The organism is Hymenobacter cellulosivorans (assembly GCF_022919135.1).
GTDB classification, from domain to species: domain Bacteria; phylum Bacteroidota; class Bacteroidia; order Cytophagales; family Hymenobacteraceae; genus Hymenobacter; species Hymenobacter cellulosivorans.
In genome coordinates this window covers 4,069,094-4,087,742 of sequence record NZ_CP095049.1, presented here as the reverse complement: position 1 = coordinate 4,087,742, position 18,649 = coordinate 4,069,094, and the positions used below count along the sequence as shown (strand labels likewise).

General features: G+C 59.9%; 17 protein-coding genes. 11 read left to right on the top strand and 6 right to left on the bottom strand.

Annotation, left to right across the window (positions count from 1 at the left end):
* Positions 1-229 precede the first annotated feature (229 nt).
* From MUN80_RS26015 to MUN80_RS17250, 5 genes are all read left to right on the top strand, one after another.
* Entirely contained in the window at positions 230-364 is a 135-nt protein-coding gene (locus MUN80_RS26015; RefSeq protein WP_262922014.1) for a hypothetical protein, read from the top strand.
* 261 nt (positions 365-625) lie between these two features.
* Positions 626-1,255: a BamJ family beta-barrel-assembly machinery protein gene (bamJ, locus tag MUN80_RS17265; protein ID WP_244714715.1), complete on the top strand. Its 630-nt coding sequence runs from the start codon at positions 626-628 to the stop codon at positions 1,253-1,255.
* 99 nt (positions 1,256-1,354) lie between these two features.
* Positions 1,355-1,933: a hypothetical protein gene (locus MUN80_RS17260; protein WP_244714714.1), complete on the top strand. Its 579-nt coding sequence runs from the start codon at positions 1,355-1,357 to the stop codon at positions 1,931-1,933.
* Between the two features lie 114 nt (positions 1,934-2,047).
* A complete protein-coding gene (locus MUN80_RS17255) occupies positions 2,048-3,991 on the top strand; it encodes a KUP/HAK/KT family potassium transporter (protein ID WP_244714713.1) in 1,944 nt (647 codons plus the stop codon).
* A gap of 202 nt (positions 3,992-4,193) precedes the next feature.
* Positions 4,194-5,762, top strand: coding sequence for a S8 family peptidase (locus MUN80_RS17250; protein WP_244714712.1), 1,569 nt, complete (start codon positions 4,194-4,196; stop codon positions 5,760-5,762).
* A gap of 74 nt (positions 5,763-5,836) precedes the next feature.
* Here the strand turns inward: MUN80_RS17250 and MUN80_RS17245 are convergent, their stop codons facing one another.
* The gene (locus tag MUN80_RS17245; RefSeq protein ID WP_244714711.1) at positions 5,837-7,636 is read right to left on the bottom strand and encodes a M61 family metallopeptidase; all 1,800 of its coding nucleotides are present in this window, start codon (positions 7,634-7,636) and stop codon (positions 5,837-5,839) included.
* 219 nt (positions 7,637-7,855) lie between these two features.
* Here MUN80_RS17245 and MUN80_RS17240 point away from each other — a divergent pair, with 219 nt between their 5' ends.
* The 3 genes from MUN80_RS17240 to MUN80_RS17230 all read left to right on the top strand — a co-directional run bounded on the left by MUN80_RS17240 (position 7,856) and on the right by MUN80_RS17230 (position 10,375).
* Positions 7,856-8,728: a C40 family peptidase gene (locus MUN80_RS17240; RefSeq protein WP_244714710.1), complete on the top strand. Its 873-nt coding sequence runs from the start codon at positions 7,856-7,858 to the stop codon at positions 8,726-8,728.
* Between the two features lie 643 nt (positions 8,729-9,371).
* Positions 9,372-9,812, top strand: a complete 441-nt coding sequence (locus MUN80_RS17235) for a DUF2147 domain-containing protein (RefSeq protein ID WP_244714709.1) — start codon at positions 9,372-9,374, stop codon at positions 9,810-9,812.
* Between the two features lie 122 nt (positions 9,813-9,934).
* On the top strand, positions 9,935-10,375 hold the full coding sequence (locus MUN80_RS17230) for a DUF2147 domain-containing protein (RefSeq protein WP_244714708.1): 441 nt from the start codon (positions 9,935-9,937) through the stop codon (positions 10,373-10,375).
* Between the two features lie 26 nt (positions 10,376-10,401).
* On the opposite strand, the gene MUN80_RS17225 is transcribed toward MUN80_RS17230, so the two are convergent.
* On the bottom strand, positions 10,402-10,869 hold the full coding sequence (locus MUN80_RS17225) for a hypothetical protein (RefSeq protein ID WP_244714707.1): 468 nt from the start codon (positions 10,867-10,869) through the stop codon (positions 10,402-10,404).
* Positions 10,870-10,990: 121 nt separating this feature from the next.
* Between MUN80_RS17225 and MUN80_RS17220 the strand changes: the two genes are divergently transcribed.
* Positions 10,991-11,620: a hypothetical protein gene (locus MUN80_RS17220; RefSeq protein WP_244714706.1), complete on the top strand. Its 630-nt coding sequence runs from the start codon at positions 10,991-10,993 to the stop codon at positions 11,618-11,620.
* A 63-nt stretch (positions 11,621-11,683) separates the two neighbouring features.
* Here MUN80_RS17220 and MUN80_RS17215 read toward each other — a convergent pair whose 3' ends face one another.
* Entirely contained in the window at positions 11,684-13,684 is a 2,001-nt protein-coding gene (locus tag MUN80_RS17215; protein ID WP_244714705.1) for a M1 family metallopeptidase, read from the bottom strand.
* 152 nt (positions 13,685-13,836) lie between these two features.
* Between MUN80_RS17215 and MUN80_RS17210 the strand changes: the two genes are divergently transcribed.
* The gene (locus MUN80_RS17210) at positions 13,837-16,038 is read left to right on the top strand and encodes a T9SS type B sorting domain-containing protein (RefSeq protein WP_244714704.1); all 2,202 of its coding nucleotides are present in this window, start codon (positions 13,837-13,839) and stop codon (positions 16,036-16,038) included.
* Positions 16,039-16,217: 179 nt separating this feature from the next.
* Here the strand turns inward: MUN80_RS17210 and MUN80_RS17205 are convergent, their stop codons facing one another.
* From MUN80_RS17205 to MUN80_RS17195, 3 genes are all read right to left on the bottom strand, one after another.
* A complete protein-coding gene (locus MUN80_RS17205) occupies positions 16,218-16,865 on the bottom strand; it encodes a cytochrome c oxidase subunit 3 (protein WP_244714703.1) in 648 nt (215 codons plus the stop codon).
* A gap of 252 nt (positions 16,866-17,117) precedes the next feature.
* The gene (locus MUN80_RS17200) at positions 17,118-17,351 is read right to left on the bottom strand and encodes a hypothetical protein (protein WP_244714702.1); all 234 of its coding nucleotides are present in this window, start codon (positions 17,349-17,351) and stop codon (positions 17,118-17,120) included.
* Positions 17,344-17,601: a hypothetical protein gene (locus tag MUN80_RS17195; protein ID WP_244714701.1), complete on the bottom strand. Its 258-nt coding sequence runs from the start codon at positions 17,599-17,601 to the stop codon at positions 17,344-17,346. The genes MUN80_RS17200 and MUN80_RS17195 overlap by 8 nt, the downstream gene beginning before the upstream one ends.
* A gap of 187 nt (positions 17,602-17,788) precedes the next feature.
* On the opposite strand from MUN80_RS17195, the gene MUN80_RS17190 reads away from it, so the two are divergent.
* Positions 17,789-18,622, top strand: coding sequence for a TapB family protein (locus MUN80_RS17190; RefSeq protein WP_244714700.1), 834 nt, complete (start codon positions 17,789-17,791; stop codon positions 18,620-18,622).
* The last annotated feature ends 27 nt before the right edge of the window (positions 18,623-18,649 follow it).

Below are 18,649 nucleotides of genomic sequence, written 5' to 3'. Positions count from 1 at the left end.
CCCCGTCTCCGACGGGGCTGGGCTTTTTTTAGCCCCTTGCCCAGCTGCTCACCAGCACTGGTGTGGGCTGGTTGCCCTTGTTGGCTGGGCCGCCCCGGGAGCCAAGCGGAGCATACGAAACCGGGTAGTGCCGGGGATAAAAAAGTTATGCTTGCATAACAATTACCTAACCTTTACGTACTATCTTTGCACCCAACAAGCTGAATTGCTTCCACATACCTGCATACTCATGAAAAAGACCACTGCCTTATCGTCGCTGCTGCTGCTGGGCGGCCTTGGATCCTTGAGCTACCTGACGGCTCAACTCAAAGACCTCAACCTGCATTTTGACCTGCGGGGCGAAGACCAGTGCTACTACTGCTAAGCTCCTCGGCTGGCCAATTGTGATGAAAAGCTCCGCCCCGGCGGGGCTTTTCTGTTTTTACACCGGAAATAATCCGCCTGTCAAAATCAGGGGGTTAGAAAACAAGAAATAAAAAAACCACATCCATTCACGCCGGTTTTCGGTACTTCACAGTTCAGCGGCCCGTGCGGGGCGGCTGGCATTGTTTCACCCACCGACTTTTTCCGCGCTGAGCCCACTGTGCTGCGCCGGCCCGGAATATGCGTACAACCTCACCGGTTTATGAACTTAAACAGCCTCCAGGAGCAAATCAGCTACATTATTGGGCGCGATTTGGCCCGCAACTTTGCCCAGCAGGGCTTGCAGCTCGACATCGACGTGCTGGCCGCCAGCCTCAAGGAAGGCCTAGCCGGCGAACCCAGCCGCCTGAGCCAGGAGCAGATGCGCAGCGCTATGGAGCAGCTGCAAGCCCAGATGGGCGGCCCTGAAGAAGAAGACACCCAAGATTCTCAAGATATGAGCAACAACAAACAGGCCGGCGAAGACTTCCTGGCCGAAAACAAGAACAAGCCCGGCGTAACGACCCTGCCCAGCGGCTTGCAGTACGAAGTGCTGACCGAAGGCAACGGCCAGAAGCCCGGCCCCCGCAGCTCGGTAACTACCCACTACCACGGCACGCTCATTAACGGCACCGTCTTCGACAGCAGCTACCAGCGCGGCCAGCCTGCTACGTTCGGCGTCAACCAGGTTATTGCCGGTTGGACAGAGGCCCTGCAACTGATGCCCGAAGGCTCGAAGTGGCGCCTCTACATCCCCTCCGACATGGCCTACGGTAAGCGTGGTGCCGGCCGCGACATCGGGCCCGACTCGGCCCTGATTTTCGACGTAGAGCTGTTGAAAGTAAACAACTGAAGCCCTGCTTCGGCCTCTCATAACGCTAGTGCCACCCAGCCACCGCGCTGGGTGCGCACCAGCACGGCCGAAGTAAAGCAACCCGTTGCCCCGGCAACCATGTCTGCTCCCCAAACGCCTGAGTTGCCCGCGGGGCCCACGCCGGCTCCGTCGTCATTCCCGCCCTTGCCACCTCCTACCCCGCTGGTGGAGCCCAGCAGCCCGCCTCAGCCCACGCTGCGCAGTGAAAACGGCCGCCTGGAGCTAAACGCCGACAGCCTGACCATTAACGGGCAGCGCTACTCCCTGCTCGAGCTGGAAGGCGTGGAAGTACACCCTGTGCGCTGGCTGCTGTGGTTTATGCTCGGGGGCCTGGTACTGGCCGGCTTTACGCTGGCTTTTTTGCAAAACTGGCTACGTACCATGCCCGCCATGTTTGGCATGGCCCTGGGCGCCCTGATTCTGGCCTACGGCAACCGGGGCGCCAACCGCCTGCGCCTGTACCGGCTGGGCCGTGAAGCAGCGTATTTCTCTTTTTCCGGTGACTCGGAGCCTTGGCTGAAACTGGCTGCTGAAGCCAACCGCCGCATCCGCCAGCGCCACGACGAAGCCGCTGCCGCCGCGGCAGCCCTACTACAAGCCGAGCTGGATGCGGCTCAGGCCAGCACCGATCTTACCGATTCTCCTATTCCTTTCTAGCCAGCGGTCCGCCCCGTGCCAGGTCCACAGTATCTTCATCCTTCGTTTAGCCGGTTTGCCCTACCTTTGCCCGCTTTTATTTTTTCAAGGCAAGCTTCTCCTTTACCCCCTACCATGGACGCCAAACATCGGCACACTGCCATTTCCACTGCTGGCTTACTGATTGCCCTCGGAATTATCTACGGTGATATTGGCACCTCGCCGCTGTACGTAATGAAGGCCATAGTGCCCGAGCTGATTGACCCGCGGCTGGTACTGGGTGGTATTTCCTGCGTGCTCTGGACCCTGACGCTGCAAACCACCATCAAATACGTGTTGCTCACGCTCAATGCGGACAACAACGGCGAAGGCGGTATTTTCTCGCTCTACGCCCTGGTGCGCCGTCGGGCAGCTTGGCTGACCGTGCCAGCCATTATCGGGGGAGCTGCCCTGCTGGCCGACGGCGTTATTACGCCACCCATTTCGGTTTCGTCGGCTATTGAAGGGCTCAAGCAGGTCTATCCGCACCTGAGCCAGGACGTCATTGTCTACATCGTCATTGCCATCATTGCCGCCCTGTTTTTCCTGCAGAGCTTTGGCACCCAGATTGTCGGCAAGGCATTTGGACCCATTATGTTTCTGTGGTTCAGCATGCTGGGCGTATTGGGCGTAAGCTGGATTGCCCAAAACCCGACCATCCTGAAGGCCGTCAACCCCTACTACGCCTACGAGCTGCTGGTGCATTACCCCGGCGGCTTCTGGCTGCTGGGCGCTGTATTTCTGTGCACCACCGGGGCCGAGGCTTTGTATTCGGACCTGGGCCACTGCGGCAAGGGCAACATCCGCATCAGCTGGGTATTTGTCAAGACTTGCCTGGTGCTCAACTACTTCGGCCAGGGTGCCTGGCTGCTCAGCAACCAGGGCCAGCAGCTGGCCGGCCGCAACCCGTTCTATGAGCTCATGCCCGACTGGTTTCTGCTCATCGGTATCGGCATTGCCACTATTGCTGCCATTATTGCTTCCCAGGCCCTGATAACAGGCTCGTTTACGCTGGTAGCCGAAGCCATCCGCCTCAATATGTGGCCCAAAGTAAAGCTCAACTACCCCACCGACGTGAAGGGCCAGCTCTACGTGCCCAGCATGAACCGCCTGCTGCTGCTGGGCTGTATCGGGGTGGTACTGTACTTCCGCGAGTCGTCGAACATGGAAGCCGCCTACGGCCTGGCCATCACCCTGACCATGCTCATGACTACGCTGCTGCTGACCGTGTGGCTGCGCTCCAAGCGAGTACCACTCATCGTCGTGGTGGTCTTTGCATTAATCTACGGTGGTATCGAGGGCTCTTTTCTGGTGGCCAACTTAATTAAGTTTCCCCACGGAGGCTGGGTTTCTTTGGCCATCGGCTCGACCCTGATTGGGGTGATGTACGTGTGGCTGCGGGCCTACTACATTAAGCGCCGCCTGACGGAATTCGTCAAGATTGACCCCTACATGGACGCCCTAAAGGAGCTCAGCAACGATGAGTCGGTGCCGAAATATGCCACCCACCTGGTGTTTATGACCTCGGCTGAACGGGCCTCCGAAATCGAATCCAAAATCATCTACTCCATCTTCCAGAAGCGCCCCAAGCGGGCCGACATCTATTGGTTTGTGCACGTCGATACCACCGACGAGCCGTATACCATGGAGTACAAAGTGGTAGAGCTGGCCCCCGACGACGCCTTCCGTATCACGTTCCGTCTGGGTTTCCGCGTTGAGCAGCGCATCAACCTGTATTTCCGCAAAGTGGTGGAAGACCTGGTGCGCAACCGCGAAGTAGACATTACCTCCCGTTACGAGTCGCTAAGCAAGCAGCACGTCACCGGCGACTTCCGCTTCGTGGTGCTGGAGAAGTTCCTCTCGGTGGAAAATGACTTCCCGGTGGTCGAGAAGCTGGTTATGCAGGCCTACTTCTATATCAAACAGTTTATTGCCTCGGAGGATAAGTACTTCGGCCTCGACACGTCCTCGGTGAAGGTGGAAAAAGTGCCGCTGGTTATTACGCCCGTGCGCGACGTAGCCCTGAAACGGGTGATGTAAGTATTTTTCCCGGGGCCGAGAAAATCGGCCGACTACCAAAAGCCCCGCTCATCTCTGCAGCGGGGCTTTTTTGTTTGGGCTGGGGCAGCAGCTACGTGCCGGAAAGCCCAAAAGTTATGCTAGCAGCATATTGCATATCATCTATGTTTTGCGTCCATTCGCTTAGTACTCTGTTCTTTCTACCCCAAACACCCACAACTCTATGCGTACCATTACCCTTCAAGCGGCCCTGCTTGGGCTGTTTCTGGCCGGCTGTCAGCAGCCGGCCGACGACCAGCTGCTGCCCCAGCCGGCCGAAAACCCTAAGGAGGCGCTCAGCAGCCAGCAGCTCGACGAGCAAATCATCCAGAAGCTTAACCAGGACGGCCGCTTCGACTGGAACCGGACCACGCCCCACTTCGTGTGGAGCGCCCTGACCCGCTCCGACTACGTGCTGTCGGTGGGCTACCAGCCCCTGGACTGTAACACCGATATTCCGGAGGATGCCGCCACTGACCCCACCTGGCAGGCCGCCCGCCAGCGGGTGCTGGAGCTGATTCTGGCCGAGGAGCGCAAAACCCGGCCCGATCTAACGCTCAACGACCTGATTGCCTACGAGGAAAACGTGCTGCCCGTGCTCGACGTGACCGTGCGCGAGCTGAGCACCATTCAGCGGCTGCGCAGCTCCAAGCTGGTCCGCTACGCCGAGCCCATGGGCTATGAACCCAACCGGCCCGCTACCACGGCCAACAAAGGTGCGGCCGCGCTTAGCAGCAGCGGCTGCGGCAACAACACGGCCACGGCCGGCCTGGTGGCCGGCTCCGACTACACCACGCTCAGCAACGGCAGCAAATCGAGTTGGAACCAGGCCGACCAGTACCACGGCATCCGGGCCAGCTGGAGCCAGAGCACCGGCCAGGGCGTGAAAATAGTCATCATCGATTCAGGCAGCTCCGACGCCCAGGAAAACCTGGGTTCGGCCTTCAACCAGGGCTTGAGCAGCGGCCGTACCATTGAGCGGCTGGTGACACTGCCCCGCAATTCCGTCTTCGGCATCCCGTACGGCGACGCTGAAACGCCTAACGACGGCTGCGGCCACGGCACCAGTATGGCCGGCGCCGCCGCGGCCCCCCGCGGTGCCGACGGGGCCTCGGTGGGCGTAGCTTACAACGCCAGCCTGATAACCATCCGGGCCGCCGAGGACGTGTTCATTGATGGCAGCCGGGAAGTGAAGGGCGTGTCGGACGCTTACATTCTGGCCGGCAACCGGGCCGACGTGCGCATCATCAGCATGAGCATGGGCCGCCTGACTTCGTCCTCGCAAATGGCCGACGCCATTCGCTACGCCTACGGCAAGGGCAAGCTCATCTTCTGCGCCGCCGGCACTTCCTTCGACTGGAGCGCGGGCATAGTCGGGGTAATTTACCCGGCCTCGCTGGCCGAAGCCGTGGCCGTAACGGGCGTGAAAGACAACCTGACGACCCGCTGCGACGAGTGCCACACCGGTGCCGACGTAGAATTCACTGTGGTAATGCAGCGCACCAGCAACGACCGGCGCCCCCTGACACTGGCCATGAGCGGCGACGCGCCCAGCACCGTGGGCGGCTCGTCGGTGGCTACGGCCAGCATGGCCGGTATGGCTGCCGTGGTGTGGTCGCGCTACCCCTCCGAAACCCGGGCCCAGATTATGAGCCGTTTGGTGGCCAACAGCAGCAACCGCGCGGCCCGCAGCAGCAGCTTCGGCTGGGGCCGCGTGAATGTAGGAGCCGCCGTAGGAGCATTGCCGCTGTAAACAGCTCTGATTTTCAACAAAAAGGCCGCGGAGAAAGTCTCCGCGGCCTTTTTATTTCGGGCAGGCTTACTTTTCTACTTAGTGCGTAGCCACTTGCTGAACACCGTTTGCTGAGCCGCTGTGGGGTTGGGCAGCTTCTCGATACGGTAGCGCTGGGTGGCGTTGGCTACCAGCGGCAGGCTCAGCTCCTTGATTTGTCCGTCGCGGTTAACGAGCAGCATGATAGTCGCGCCGGCCGGGGCACCGGTCAGCAGCTTGTTGGGGTCGTCGGTGAGGCGGGTGCCGTTGATGGCCAGAATTTCATCGGCTACGCTCAGGCCACCTTGCCAGGCGCTGCCGTTGCGCACTACGCTGGTCACGGTGTACTTGCCGCCCGCGGTGCTGACGTTGGCGCCCAGAGCAGCATCCGATGATACGGGCGTGGTGGTTAGCGTCAGCCCGGCGTAGCCCAGAGCCGTGTTGTAGGGCAGGGTTTCGGTGCCGTACACGTTTTTGCGGAAGAAGTCGTCGAAGCGGCGGCCGGCCACTTTGGCCACGGCATCCTGGTACTCGTCGTCGGTAAAGCCCCGGCCCAGCTTCTTGTAGTACTGGTCGTAGAGGTAGCGCATCACGTCGTCGAGGCTTTTCTGGCCCTTGGTCTCGTTGATAATCATCAAATCCAGCACGGCCCCGATTACCTCACCCTTATCGTAGTAGCTGATGCCGGTATTCTGCGAGTTTTCATTGGGCCGGTAGTACTTGATCCAGGCGTCGAAGCTCGACTCGGAGGCGGCCTGCTGCTTGTTGCCGGGCGTATTCTCGACCCGGCCGATGCCGTTGCTGAGGTCAGCCAGGTAGCCCTCGGGCGTTACAAAGCCGGCCCGCTGCACAATCAGGTTGCTGAAGTACTCGGTGCCGCCTTCACTCACCCACAGCATGCGGGTGTAGTTTTCGGCGTCGTAGTTGAACGGACCCAAGGCTACGGGGCGGATGCGCTTCACGTTCCAGAGGTGGAAATACTCGTGGGCCACCAAACCCAGGAAGCCTTTCCAGCCTGCCTCCGAGCTATACGCGTTGCGCGAAACCGACAGGGTGGTCGAGAACAGGTGCTCCAGGCCGCCGGTCCCCCGGTCAATGTTGTGAATGATGAACACGTAGCGGTCCAGCGGGTTCTGGCCTACCACCCGGTGGGCCTCCTCGCAGGTGCGCTTCATGTCGTTGAGCAGCCGGGCCTCGTCATACTGGGGGTTGCCGAACATGGCAATGGTGTGGGGCGTACCATTGGCCTCGAAGCTGAGCACCTTGTGGGTCCCGATTTCAATGGGCGAGTCGGCCAGCTCGTCGTAGTTGGCCGAGCGAAACGTGAAGGCCCCGCCGGCGGGCTTCAGACTGGTTGTCACCTGAGTCCAGCCCTGGGCCGGCTGTACCGTGAGCGTGCTGGGCAACTGCAGCCCTTCTGCCGGGTACATAAATACGCTGGTGCCGTTGAGGTAGCCGTGGGCCGCGTCGATAAAGCTGGTGCGCACGCTCAGCTCGAAGGCATACACGCGGTAATGCACTGTAAAATCCTTGGCTTTCGGGTGATATACCCGCCAGGTGTTCTTGCTGACTTTCTCGGTCCGGAGGGTTTCGGTGCCAGCTTTGGCTTCGAAGCCCTCCACGTTTTTGGCAAATTCCCGTACTAGATAAGACCCTGGTGCCCAGACGGGCATCTTTACGTCCGTGTACGCCTTGCTGAAGCCGCCCAGGGCCATATCGACCTCGAAGTAGTGCGTCTGTGGGGCCGGCATCGATAGGGTGTAGCGCAACGTGGAGGCTGCCCGAGCCGGCGCAAACTGGCTCAGCAGCAGTACCGCAGCTACGGCCAGCAGCCGGCGGAAATAAGAATGCATCATGCGGAAAAAGGGAGTGAGTAAGGAAAGGAACCACAGGCGGCAGCCGCCACTTCCCCGACACCGAAAAGCGGCCGGGGTTGCAAGATAGCGCCGAAACCGAGCCTTAGGCCGCCTAGTAGTGCGGCACCTGCTCAAAAAGCAGTAGGAACCCGCACTCGAGCTCCGCCGTTAGGGCTAACCGGCACCAGAGTATTTCCCAGTGCCTATGTTTTTTGTAGTATGCGTTACGTCTGGCTTACATTTCTTACCCTGGTCACTGGAATCCTGGCTTTTTTCGGCTGGCAGCACTTTCATAAGCAGCCGGGTCGCGTGCTGGCCATAGTCAGCCCCAGCGTCCCAGCCCGGCCCGTTTCCGATACCATGGCCCCGGCTACCCTGGCGGCAGGGGAACTGCCCCAGGCCGAGCGCCTCGTCGACTTCGCCATGCAGCAGCTTGGCTCTCCTTATACTTACGCGGGCACTACTCCCAGCGGCGGCTTCGACTGCTCGGGCTTTTTGATGTACGTGTACAACCACGTAGGCGTGGCCGTGCCGCACTCCACGGCCCTGCTCATCGATGCGGGCCGGGCGGTGCCGCGGGAACAGGCCCGGCGCGGCGATATGGTTATCTTCACCGGCACGGCCAAAACCTCGACTACGCCCGGCCACGCGGGCATTATCATCTCCGAACCGGGCGAGCCGCTACGGTTTATTCACTCCTCCTCGGCCCGCCGCGAGTCAGGCGTGAAAATCAGCCAGGTAGAAGGCACCGACTACGAGCGGCGGTTTATGGGCGTCCGGCGGGTGCTGGGCATAGGGCCTGCTACTGCTGCCCCGGCTACTACGGCGGCTAACTCGGCTCGTCCGGCAGCAGTACCAGCGCTCCGGCCCAAAAAACCTCAAGTGGCCACCAAGCTGGTAGTAGCCGCCCCGAAAGTCATTCACCGCCCTGTGAAGCGCACTAAAACCAAGACGATGGTAAAATCGGCCCGTACCACGCCTTCCAAAAGTAAAGCGAAGGTGACTACGCGCAAGCCCGCAGCCAAACCAGCGGCGAAGAAGCCAGCGCCTAAAAAGCCAGGCACAAAAAAGCCGGTAGCTCCCAGAAGCTAACGGCGCGGCGGCTCAAAACCGGTACAAAAAACGATACCCGGCTTGCCTATGCAAAACCTCCAGGGAGGCTGCTGGGCAAAACCGGGTATCTAATCCTTCAAATCTTACCAAGCGACGAGCCTGGGGTACAGCCCCGTCATCTGTTGAGTAAGACCTTGCCAGAATGCGGGAACCCGCCCTGAGGGGCTAACAGAGGTTCCGCGCGAAAGCTGTTGTTAAGCGCGTCCGGCGGTGAAGCGGACTACATTCGACAGGCTTGGCAGGATTTGTTTGGGACTACTAGACATTTTGTACCTCCTTTCTTTAGATCCGACATCCCCCATCGGCGCTACCCAGCACCTTAGGGCTGCTTAGATGGGGTCGTAGTACTCACTACTGGCTGTTAAAGTAAATAGAGGGTGGGATGGTTCAAAATAGAAACTGCTTTTTTTAGGCGGATTGCGAAGGTTTTTAGTCATACCACTGACCATCAGCACCTTTTTTTCATTAAAAAATTTCTAATGAGGTCTCCCCGGACGCTGATTGTATCTTGGCCTTAAACTTGCAATTCTGGTCCCGACGCGAAAAAACGTGTGCATACCGCTCATTTCGCCGTTTTCTCCTATCTTTTTCCCGTCAACACTCCTCTCACCCCCTATTTCACATGAAAAAAACCCTGTTCCTCTGTCTGGCGCTGCTGTTGGGCTTTACCAGCCTGGCGTCGGCCCAAAAACTCTCTCCCCTCGGTATCTGGACCAACGAGGAAAAGAAGGCTACGTTCGAAATTTACCAGCAAGGCGACAAACTCTATGGTAAAATCGTGTCGCTGACCGTGCCCAATGACCCAGCTACCGGCAAGCCCAAGCTCGACACCCAAAACCCCGATACCAAGCTGCGCAACCGGCCCCGTCTGGGCCTGGTGTTCATGAAGGATTTCAAGAAGGACAGCGAAAACAAGTGGGACGACGGCACCATCTACAACCCCGAAGATGGCAAAACTTACTCCTGCTATATGAAGGTACTCAATGCCAATACCATGGAAGTGAAAGGCTACATCGGCTTCTCTTTGATTGGCAAGTCCCAGACCTGGACCCGGGTGAAATAACCGCCACCCAGTCCCGCAACGACAAGCGACGCCCTATTTCGGGGCGTCGCTTTTTTTGTGCTACCTTCCACCGGAAACCTTCGCCGGCCGGCTGCGGTTACGTCTATCCATGCCCATCCACCTTGAAAACTTTCCTGTTTAGTCTGCTTTTCTTTCTGGCCTGCTCGTGGGGAGCCGTGGCCCAAACGACCGTGCCGCTGGGCGTCTGGGCCGATGATGCCGGCGAATCGCACATTGAAATCTACCGCTGCGGTGAGTTGTTGTGCGGCAAGCTGGTGTGGTTGCAAGAGCCCCAGGAAGCCACCACAGGCAAGCCCAAGCTGGACGCGCACAATCCCGACCCCGAAAAGCGCACGACCCCGCTGCAGAATATGCCGGTATTGCAGGGCCTGCGCTACAATCCCAGCTCCGACCGGTGGGAAGACGGACAGATCTATGACCCCAGCAACGGCCGCACTTATTCCTGCTACCTGAGCCTGGCGGGCAAGGATAAGCTGGAGGTGAAAGGTTACATTGGCTTTTCTCTAATTGGCCGCTCTCACTACTGGATGCGGGTCAAGTAGCGCCCTGGACGGTTTCTGTCTGCCAATTAAAAGACTTCCTCAATGCGGTAGGGTTTGCCGCGGAAACTAAAAGTGTCGCCGACCCGACTCTGAGCCATGGCTTGATAAAGCGGGGAAAACGCGGAAATAGCAAAGTACGGCTTTCCATCTACCTTGATTTCGCCCAGGCTCACGGAAATGTAGAAACACTGGGAGTCAGTCACGACGACGGAACCCACGCCAGGCTGGTCCTTGGGGGGCCGGGCCTCGGGCACCCGCTGCAGGGCCTGCAGACCCGTCAGAGCCTCGTCGAGCTGACGGGCAAACAGGTCGCGCTGAATATGGCAGGCTTCCCGGAACGACTCAAACTTATCCTCAATGGCTCCCTGACTTTCGTTGGCGCTTTCCTGCACATCGAGCATGGCCTGGCGGGCATTATCGGCCTTGAGCTGCTGCACGCGGCGGCATTCTGAAAGCAGCTCTTTCTTAAGAGCGGTACGTTGTTTGGTAGTCATAAAAAGTAGCGGTAACAGTAGAATAGAAAGCGAAAGACCCCAATTTGCCGGCCGGGGCTGCGCGTCCTTCAAAAACTATTTGGAGGCGCTAGTGTTTCATTCTCAAACTCACTCCCTTCCCTTGCTTTCTTTTTTCAAGAAGATATTCGCCAGCCCGAATGCGGCGGGGCCTACCAGTTGGCAGCCCCTAACGCGCACCAAGGCCCAGCAGCGCGCCCACGAGCAATGGGTGGCGCAGCAGGTGTATCTGAACTGGATGGGACCTTTCTTTAAAGCCTACCACTTCCAGAAAACCGGCGTGTGCGCCAAACAGTTGCGGGTGCAGCTCATCCGGGACGAAGCCCGGCAGGGCGCGCTATTTTTCTACGACCCCAGCATCGGACCCGGCAACTTCCGCCACCTCTTTGACTTTATCCGGGACCGGATGGTGGCCCTGGGCTACAACGCAGCCGTGTCGGACAAACGCTTCGTGAACCACGAGCGGTACGCGGAGTGCATCGAGAAGCACTTCCTGAAGCCCCAGCCCCACGACTGCACCGCCACTGGCCGCTGCAACCAGCGTTTTGGCAACGTGACGGTGGATTTGGTCAGCATCAATGGGCAGCCGGGCTTTATCCGGTTTTTCGCCAACCCCTACCAGGACGCCATTTTTACGCCGGCTGCCCCCTTTGACTCGCTCATGGACACGCTGTTCAACCTGCCCCCTGCCCCGCCGGCAGTGCAAGAGCTCATTAAGCAGTATTATAAGTAGCCTCCAATAAAAAGCCCCGCCGGATGTACGGCGGGGCTTTTTATTGGCAAGAAACGCTGAAGCCTACTCGCGCACAAACCGAGCCAGCGAAACCTCGCCTTCCGGAGTTGTTACCTGCAGGTGATAGATTCCCGGAATCAGGGCAGCCGTGGCGAGCTGGGTGTGGCTGGCGCCTACGGTCTGGCGCAGTACCACGCGGCCGGTCATGTCCGTCACCACGGCCTGAGCCGTGCGCATGGTCAGGTTGCTCAGCTGCAGCACCTCGCGGCAAGGGTTGGGGTATACTGCCAGGGGCAGCATGGTAGCGGCCGCTTTGGTTGAGAGCGTATTGTCGCGGCTGACCGTGCCAGGGGCGTTGAGCAGCCACTGGTCGGGGTCTACCTGGAGGCTGGTCACGGTGCCGGCCACGGGCACGGTGAAGCTTGTTTCAGCCTGGCTTTGCCGCAGGCGGACCGTCTGGCTGGTACCATTGCTGTAGTTGATTTTGTAGTCGACCGGGGTATCGAAGAAGGGCGTTACGGTGGGCATCGACACCATTTCGGAGGTTTTCAGATAGAGCGAGCTGCCGGCCTGAGTCCAGCGCACGTTGAAAGTCGGGTAGCCTTCGCCACGGTACCACTGGCGGAAAAAGGTATCGAGCGAGCTGCCGGCTTCGGCTTCGAAGATGCGCTGCAGGTCGCTGGTGCGGGCCGTGCTGCCGGAAAAGCGCGTCTGGAAGGTGCGCAGGGCCCGGAAGAACTTCACGTCATCGTTAAGTAAATAGCGCAGCATGTGCACTACGGCCGCGCCTTTCTTGTAGCTAAGCCGGGTGCTGAAGATGCGGTTGACGCTGGTCGTATCGGCCACGTACACGCTGCCACCGGGGTTCTGCATGGCTATAGCGTGGGCGTTGTCCATCCAGCCGCGGGCCTGGGCCGGCGCTGCAAAGGCATTGAGCGAGAGATATTCGCCGTAGGAAGCAAAGCTCTCATTGAGCCAGATATCCTGCCAGGAAGCGCAGGTCACGTTGTCGCCAAACCACTGGTGAAACAGCTCGTGGGCCGTGAGCGTGAAGTTGAATCCATCCTGGGTGGTCATCGTCTGGTGCTCCATGCCGCCGCCGATGGGTGCCATGGAATGCCCGTACTTTTCCTTGGCAAACGGATAGAGGCCCACTAGATTAGAGAAGTTTGCAATAAAGCCCGGGGTCCGGTCCAACTCCTCGCGGTAGTCATTCAGCGCCGCCGTATTGTAAACGTAGTTGACGATGGGAATGGTGGGCCCACCAGCGGGGTTGGCGTAGTTCACGTACTCCACGTAGGGCGCCACAGCCACCGACACCAGGTAATACGCAATAGGGTAGCGGGACTTCCACTCGTAGCGGCTTTTGCCATTGGGCCGGGGCGTGACCCGCTCCAGAACGCCGTTGGAGCCAACCTTGTTGAGGCTCGAAGTCGTCACCCACACGTCGGAGGAGTCGGCTTTGTCGGTAAGCACCTGCTTGCAGGGCCACCACTCGTAGGCATTGAATGGCTCACTCAGACTCCAGGTCACGCTGGTGCCATAATCCGGGTCTACTTCCGTGTCCAGGGCGTTGCCGATGGCGGCCGAGTTGCCGTTGGGCGCCGTGCCGCGGTAGTAGATGTAAGCATTGAAAAGCGAGTTGGCTGGCACGGCCTGGGCCAGGCGCACGGTCACGTCGCCGAGGGCGCGGCGGGTACCCACTACTTTTTTGCCATTCACTACTACCGAATCAATCGTGAGCGTGGGATACAGCTCAAAGGCCAGCGAATCGAGGCTCGGGCCGCTTTGGGCCAGCATACGCACTGAGCCACCCACGTTGCGCGAGTTGTTTTCGAGGGCAATGTCAAGCTTATAGTACTTCACGTCGTAACGCTCCATCTTCTGGCGGTGCCGAACCGTGGCGGCGGGCTGCCGCAGCGCTCCCTGCTGGTGGGTAAGGGCGCAGCTGCGGGCGGCCGTGCCGTCGAGGTCGGCGCGCTGAGGCTGGTAGCTGGGTATCTGAGCCTGGGCAGCTCCGGCCAGCAAACCGCTGGTTAATAAGGAGTAAAGAATACGACGCATGCGAAACGGAAAAAAAGAGGCCGCCCGGACAACCGCTCTGGTACCGGTGATAAGTGCAGCTAAGATACACACCGGGGCGCAAACTCCCGATGAAACGCTGGGGCCACGGCTTCAGGTTTTGTATCTTTCGAAAGCACTTAGCATTTCCGCCTATGCCTCGTTTTTTACCTCGCTTTTTTCCTGTTCTGCTGCTGCTGATCCTGGGCGCTTTGCCGGGCTGGGCCACCCATATTGTGGGCGGAGAACTGGACCTGCAATACCAGTCGGGCAGCACCTACCGCCTCAACCTCAACTTGTATTTCGACGCCGTGTATGGCAACCCAGGCGCGCTGGACAGCGACCTGTCGGTAGGCATTTTCGAAAAGGGCACCGACCGGCGGATGCAGAATTTGGTTTTACCGCTGGTGTCCAACACCAATGTGGCGTACTCCGATATTGCCTGCACCCTGCCTGTTCTGAGCACCCGCCGCATTCAGTACAGCGGCCCGATTACGCTGGCCGCCGACCGGTATAACAACCCGGCGGGCTACTACGCAGCCGTGGAGCGGTGCTGCCGCAACAACAGCATCCGCAACATTCGCAACCCCGGCAACGCGGGCCAGACCTACTACCTGGAGTTTCCGGCCGTGGTACGCAACGGGCAGCCATTTATCAACTCTACCCCCCGGATTTTTCCGCCCCTGAGCGACTATGCCTGCCGTGGAGAGCTGTTTTACTACGATTTCGGTGGTCAGGACGTGGACGGCGACTCGCTGGTTTATGAGCTTTCGACACCACTGAACGGGCACTCCGATACCAATATGCCCAAGCCCGAGCAGGCCCAGCCCCAGCCCTATGCCCCCATCCAATGGATGCCGGGCCTGAGTGTTCTCAACCAGATTCCCGGCACCCCGGCCCTGAGCGTGAACCGCTTTAGTGGGCGGCTGGAAGTACGCCCTAGTCAGCTGGGACTCTTCGTGTTCGGTATCAAATGCTCGGAATACCGCAAGGGAATAAAAATCAGCGAGGTGCGCCGCGACTTCCAGCTTCAGGTCATCGACTGCCCGCGCAACACCAAGCCCGAGGTGAAAGTGTTGCTGCCGGGCAGCAACCAACCCTACCAGCCCGGCCGGGACGTGCTGCAACTGGGGCCCAGCAACGGCCGCTGCCTGAAGCTGCGCTTCACCGACCCCGACCCTACTTCCCGGCTTAGCCTGTCGATCCGCCCGGTCAACTTCACTGCCCCGCTACCCACGTTCACCGTGTCGCAGGGTATGGTGCGCACGACCGGCGCGCCCGACACCCTGTTTTCGGAGCTGTGCTTTTCCAAATGCCTCGACACGAAGGGTCGAGTGTATCTGCTCGACGTCATTGTGGCCGACAACGGCTGCAGCCTGCCCAAGCGCGACACGGTGCGCCTGGCCTTTACCGGTATCCCCGACCCCAATAGTGTGCCCACGGTAGCCACCACGGCTGGGCCCGGCCTGCCCCTTCGTGTGCGCATCGGCGACCTGGTGACCTTCCAGGTGACGGGCCGGGACCCCGACTCCGACCCCGTAACGCTGGAGATGATCGGCCGGGGCTTTACGCCGGGCAGCGTGGGTGCCACGATGGTGCAGAACACGACCGGCGCCTCGGTAAACGGCACCTTTACCTGGCGCGTGCCCTGCCCGCCGACGGATAAATTTCTGTACGAATTCGAGTTTAGGGCCGCCGCTAAGCCCTGCGACGAACGCCAGGCTTCGCCGCCGATAGTGGTGCCCATTCAAATCGAATACGCCAACACCCCCCCGACGCTCACGGCCTCTGACGCGGCCCCACTTATCCGGCACCGGTTGGGTGAGCCTTACCAGCTTACCCTCGAAGGCCTCGATGCGGATAATGACCAACTGACCTTGACGGCCTCCGTCGACGGACTTACGCTGGCCGAAGCCGGGATGCGCTTTACCGCCCGCAACGGCGCGGGCAAGGCAACGGCTACTTTCGAGTGGGACCCGAGCTGCACGGTGGCCCAGCGCGAAATCACCGAAGTCACGTTTCAGTTGCAGGAAACTACTTGCCGGCCGGTGCCCATTAGCCGCACAATGCGCTTTGAGGTGCTGCGGCCCGAGTATCCGCCCTTCATGCCGGCCAACATCTTCACGCCCAACAACGACGGTAACCACGACTTCTTCGAGCTGCCCACCCTGCCGCCCGACTTCTGCGACTCCCGCCTGGCCAACATCAAAATTTTCAGCCGCTGGGGAAATATGGTGTACCAGACGACCAACCGCACCTTTAAGTGGGATGGGGGCGGCCTGCCCGCCGGCGTTTACTTTCTGCTAATTGAGTTCACCGACAAAAGCTACCGGGGCACCGTAACCATTGCGCCCTAGACGGAGCTGGTGCTGTAAAGATGCCTATTGGCGTCGCGCCGGTGCACGACGACTACCAGCTTCAGCAACGCCTAAGCCGCGAATACGCGCCTCTACCCCCTCTCTGATCTGCATAAAAAAGCCCCGATGTGAGATTCACGCCGGGGCTTTTTTTATTGGGCTGTAGCAGCCTGGCAGACTTAGTACAAGAACAGAAACACGCCGAACAACGCTACCCAGAGGGCATCAATGAAGTGCCAGTAAATATTCAGCATCCGCAACTGCCGGTGGCGGTACGGGTCCCGGATAAATACCAACGAGCGAACCGCGTCTCGGGAGGCGTGCATGGTGCGCAGCATCAGGGCCAGCAGAAAGAGCATGCCGCCCAGCAAGTGCGCCACGTGCAGGGCCGAAATTAGGTAGATATACGTGCCGCTGGCTTCCCCGCTGAAAAAGACACCCTGGTTCATCAGCTCCCGCCAGCCCAGGATCTGGAGGCCCGCAAAGATGCTACCCAACAGCAGCGTGGCTCCTAGGCAGCGGGTAAGGGTGCGCATATCGTCGGAGCGGTAGATGCGCTGAGCTTGACTAAGGGTGTAGCTACTAATAAGTAACACAATGGTACTCAGAGAAAAATAGCGCGGCAGCGGATGGGCACCGGTGGCCATTCCGTTCAGGTGGCGGGTCTGGATATAGGCCGCCACCAGGATGACGAACATCACCGAGATGCCCACCATGGCCAGGTACAGGAGCATGAGCAGCGGCGGTACCCGCTCGATGCGGGTGAAGGCCGACGCCGGCCGGCCGGCACCTACTTTGTCTTTACGTTCTTTGTCGGAATTCATCATCGGGGCAGAGAGGGGCAACGTACGTTCTGGAAACCAATCCAGGAGCCATAAGTTCCGTACTCGACCTCGCCGGCGGCCTTAGTGGCTATAGAGCAAGATACGTAAAATGCCATTCCGCGGCCGGCCTTATTTTGGGTTATCCGCCCTTAAAAAAGGACCCGATTTTTCCCAGCACGGCGTTGAGTGTAATCTTGGCTGTGCGGCCTGCCCCGAAGGTGACATAGGTTTTGCCGGCCACCCGCAAATCCAGGATCAGGCCCAGCTGCCGGGCCAGGTCGTTGAGCTGCTGCAGGGGTCGGGCGCATTGCCGGCTGGGGGCTTGGGCTTTTTCGCCCCCGGCGGCTTAGGAGGCCCGCTGGTGAGCTTGTCGAGCACCCGCTGGTTGGGCAAGTTCACAATCAAGTAGGAGCCCGAGCCGGCAATCTGGATGTCGTCCCCATCCATGGTCACTACCAGGCGCGCCTCAATGTCGAGGCCGCTAGCCAAGGGGCTCCGACTTGGCGGCGGGCAACTGGGGGGCAGCCGGGCTGGCGGCGGGGTTTTCGCCGCGGGTGCGGATGCGCAACGAGCCGTTGAGGCGCCAGGTACCGGCCGGGCCGTTAGGGTTTTGGGCATTGGGCACCTGCAGCTCCATCTGGTCGAAAGCTAGGTTCAGCTCGACGCCACCGGAAAGCTTGGAAAGCAGCGAAGCGGCCGTGTCGGCCCAGCTGCCGGATGATTGGGAAGAATCAGCCATGGGAAGAAAGAAAATAGGTAAATGAAAGGGTGAGTGCTACCGGGCAAACGTACCCGGTCCGCGCAAGTTACAGGGCCTAGCCCCGCCGCAAGCCTGGCAGGCCGTTTGCCGTAGCCGGCGTAAATCTAAATAAAGTTGCCTGCGTATGTTGCCCAGGCCCCGCTCCTACTGTTCACCTTCTCCCGCCATGTCTGCCTTCCCCGCTTTTCGCCTGTTATCGTCCCTGTTGCTGGCCCACTTGCCCCTGACGCCGCCGCTCTGGGCCCAGGTAGCGCCGCCCGCTGCCGCCCGCCCCGCCGCAGCCACCACTGCCCCCGAAACGGCCCCGGCCGCCACCGGCCTCGACTGCCACCACCCCTTTGGCCTTACCGACAACAACGAGCGGGTATACCGCCTGACCTCGGCCGACGGCAAGCCCACTGGCGAGGTGCGCATGCGGGTGGTCAGCCTGAGCTCGGAAATGAACAAGAAGAAGACCGTCGAAACCCATAGCGTGCTGCTTAAGAGCGGCCTCTACGATACCAAGAGCCGCTTACTCAACATGCAGGACCTGACCATTTCCTGCCGCCAGGACACGAGCTTCATCGACGGCATGAGCGAGTTTAAGCCCGAAAGCATCCGCTCATTCCGGGACCGGAAATTCGTGTACTCCCCCGTGGCTCTGGCCTGGCCCCACCAGCCCCAAGTTGGCTCCAGCCTGCCCGCCGGCGGCAGCGAGGTACAGGTCAGCAGCTCGGTGGTCGATATTGCCAAGGTGAGCAGCTTTGCCCGCAAGCGCAAAGTCGTCAGCGGCCCGGCCCCGGTAACCACCCCGGCCGGCACGTTTTCCTGCTACACGATTGAGTCGGAGCATGAGGATGCCACCCAGGCCCGCAAGGACATGGTGATGCGCACTACCTATAAGGTCGTCGACTACTACTCGCCCACGATGGGCATCGTCAAAACCGAAGTCTACGACAAGAAGGGCAAGCTCAGTCAGACCCGCACCCTAGCCAGCGTCAACGCCGGCCAGGGCCAGTAGTACTTTGCGGAAAACCACTAGTTTAGG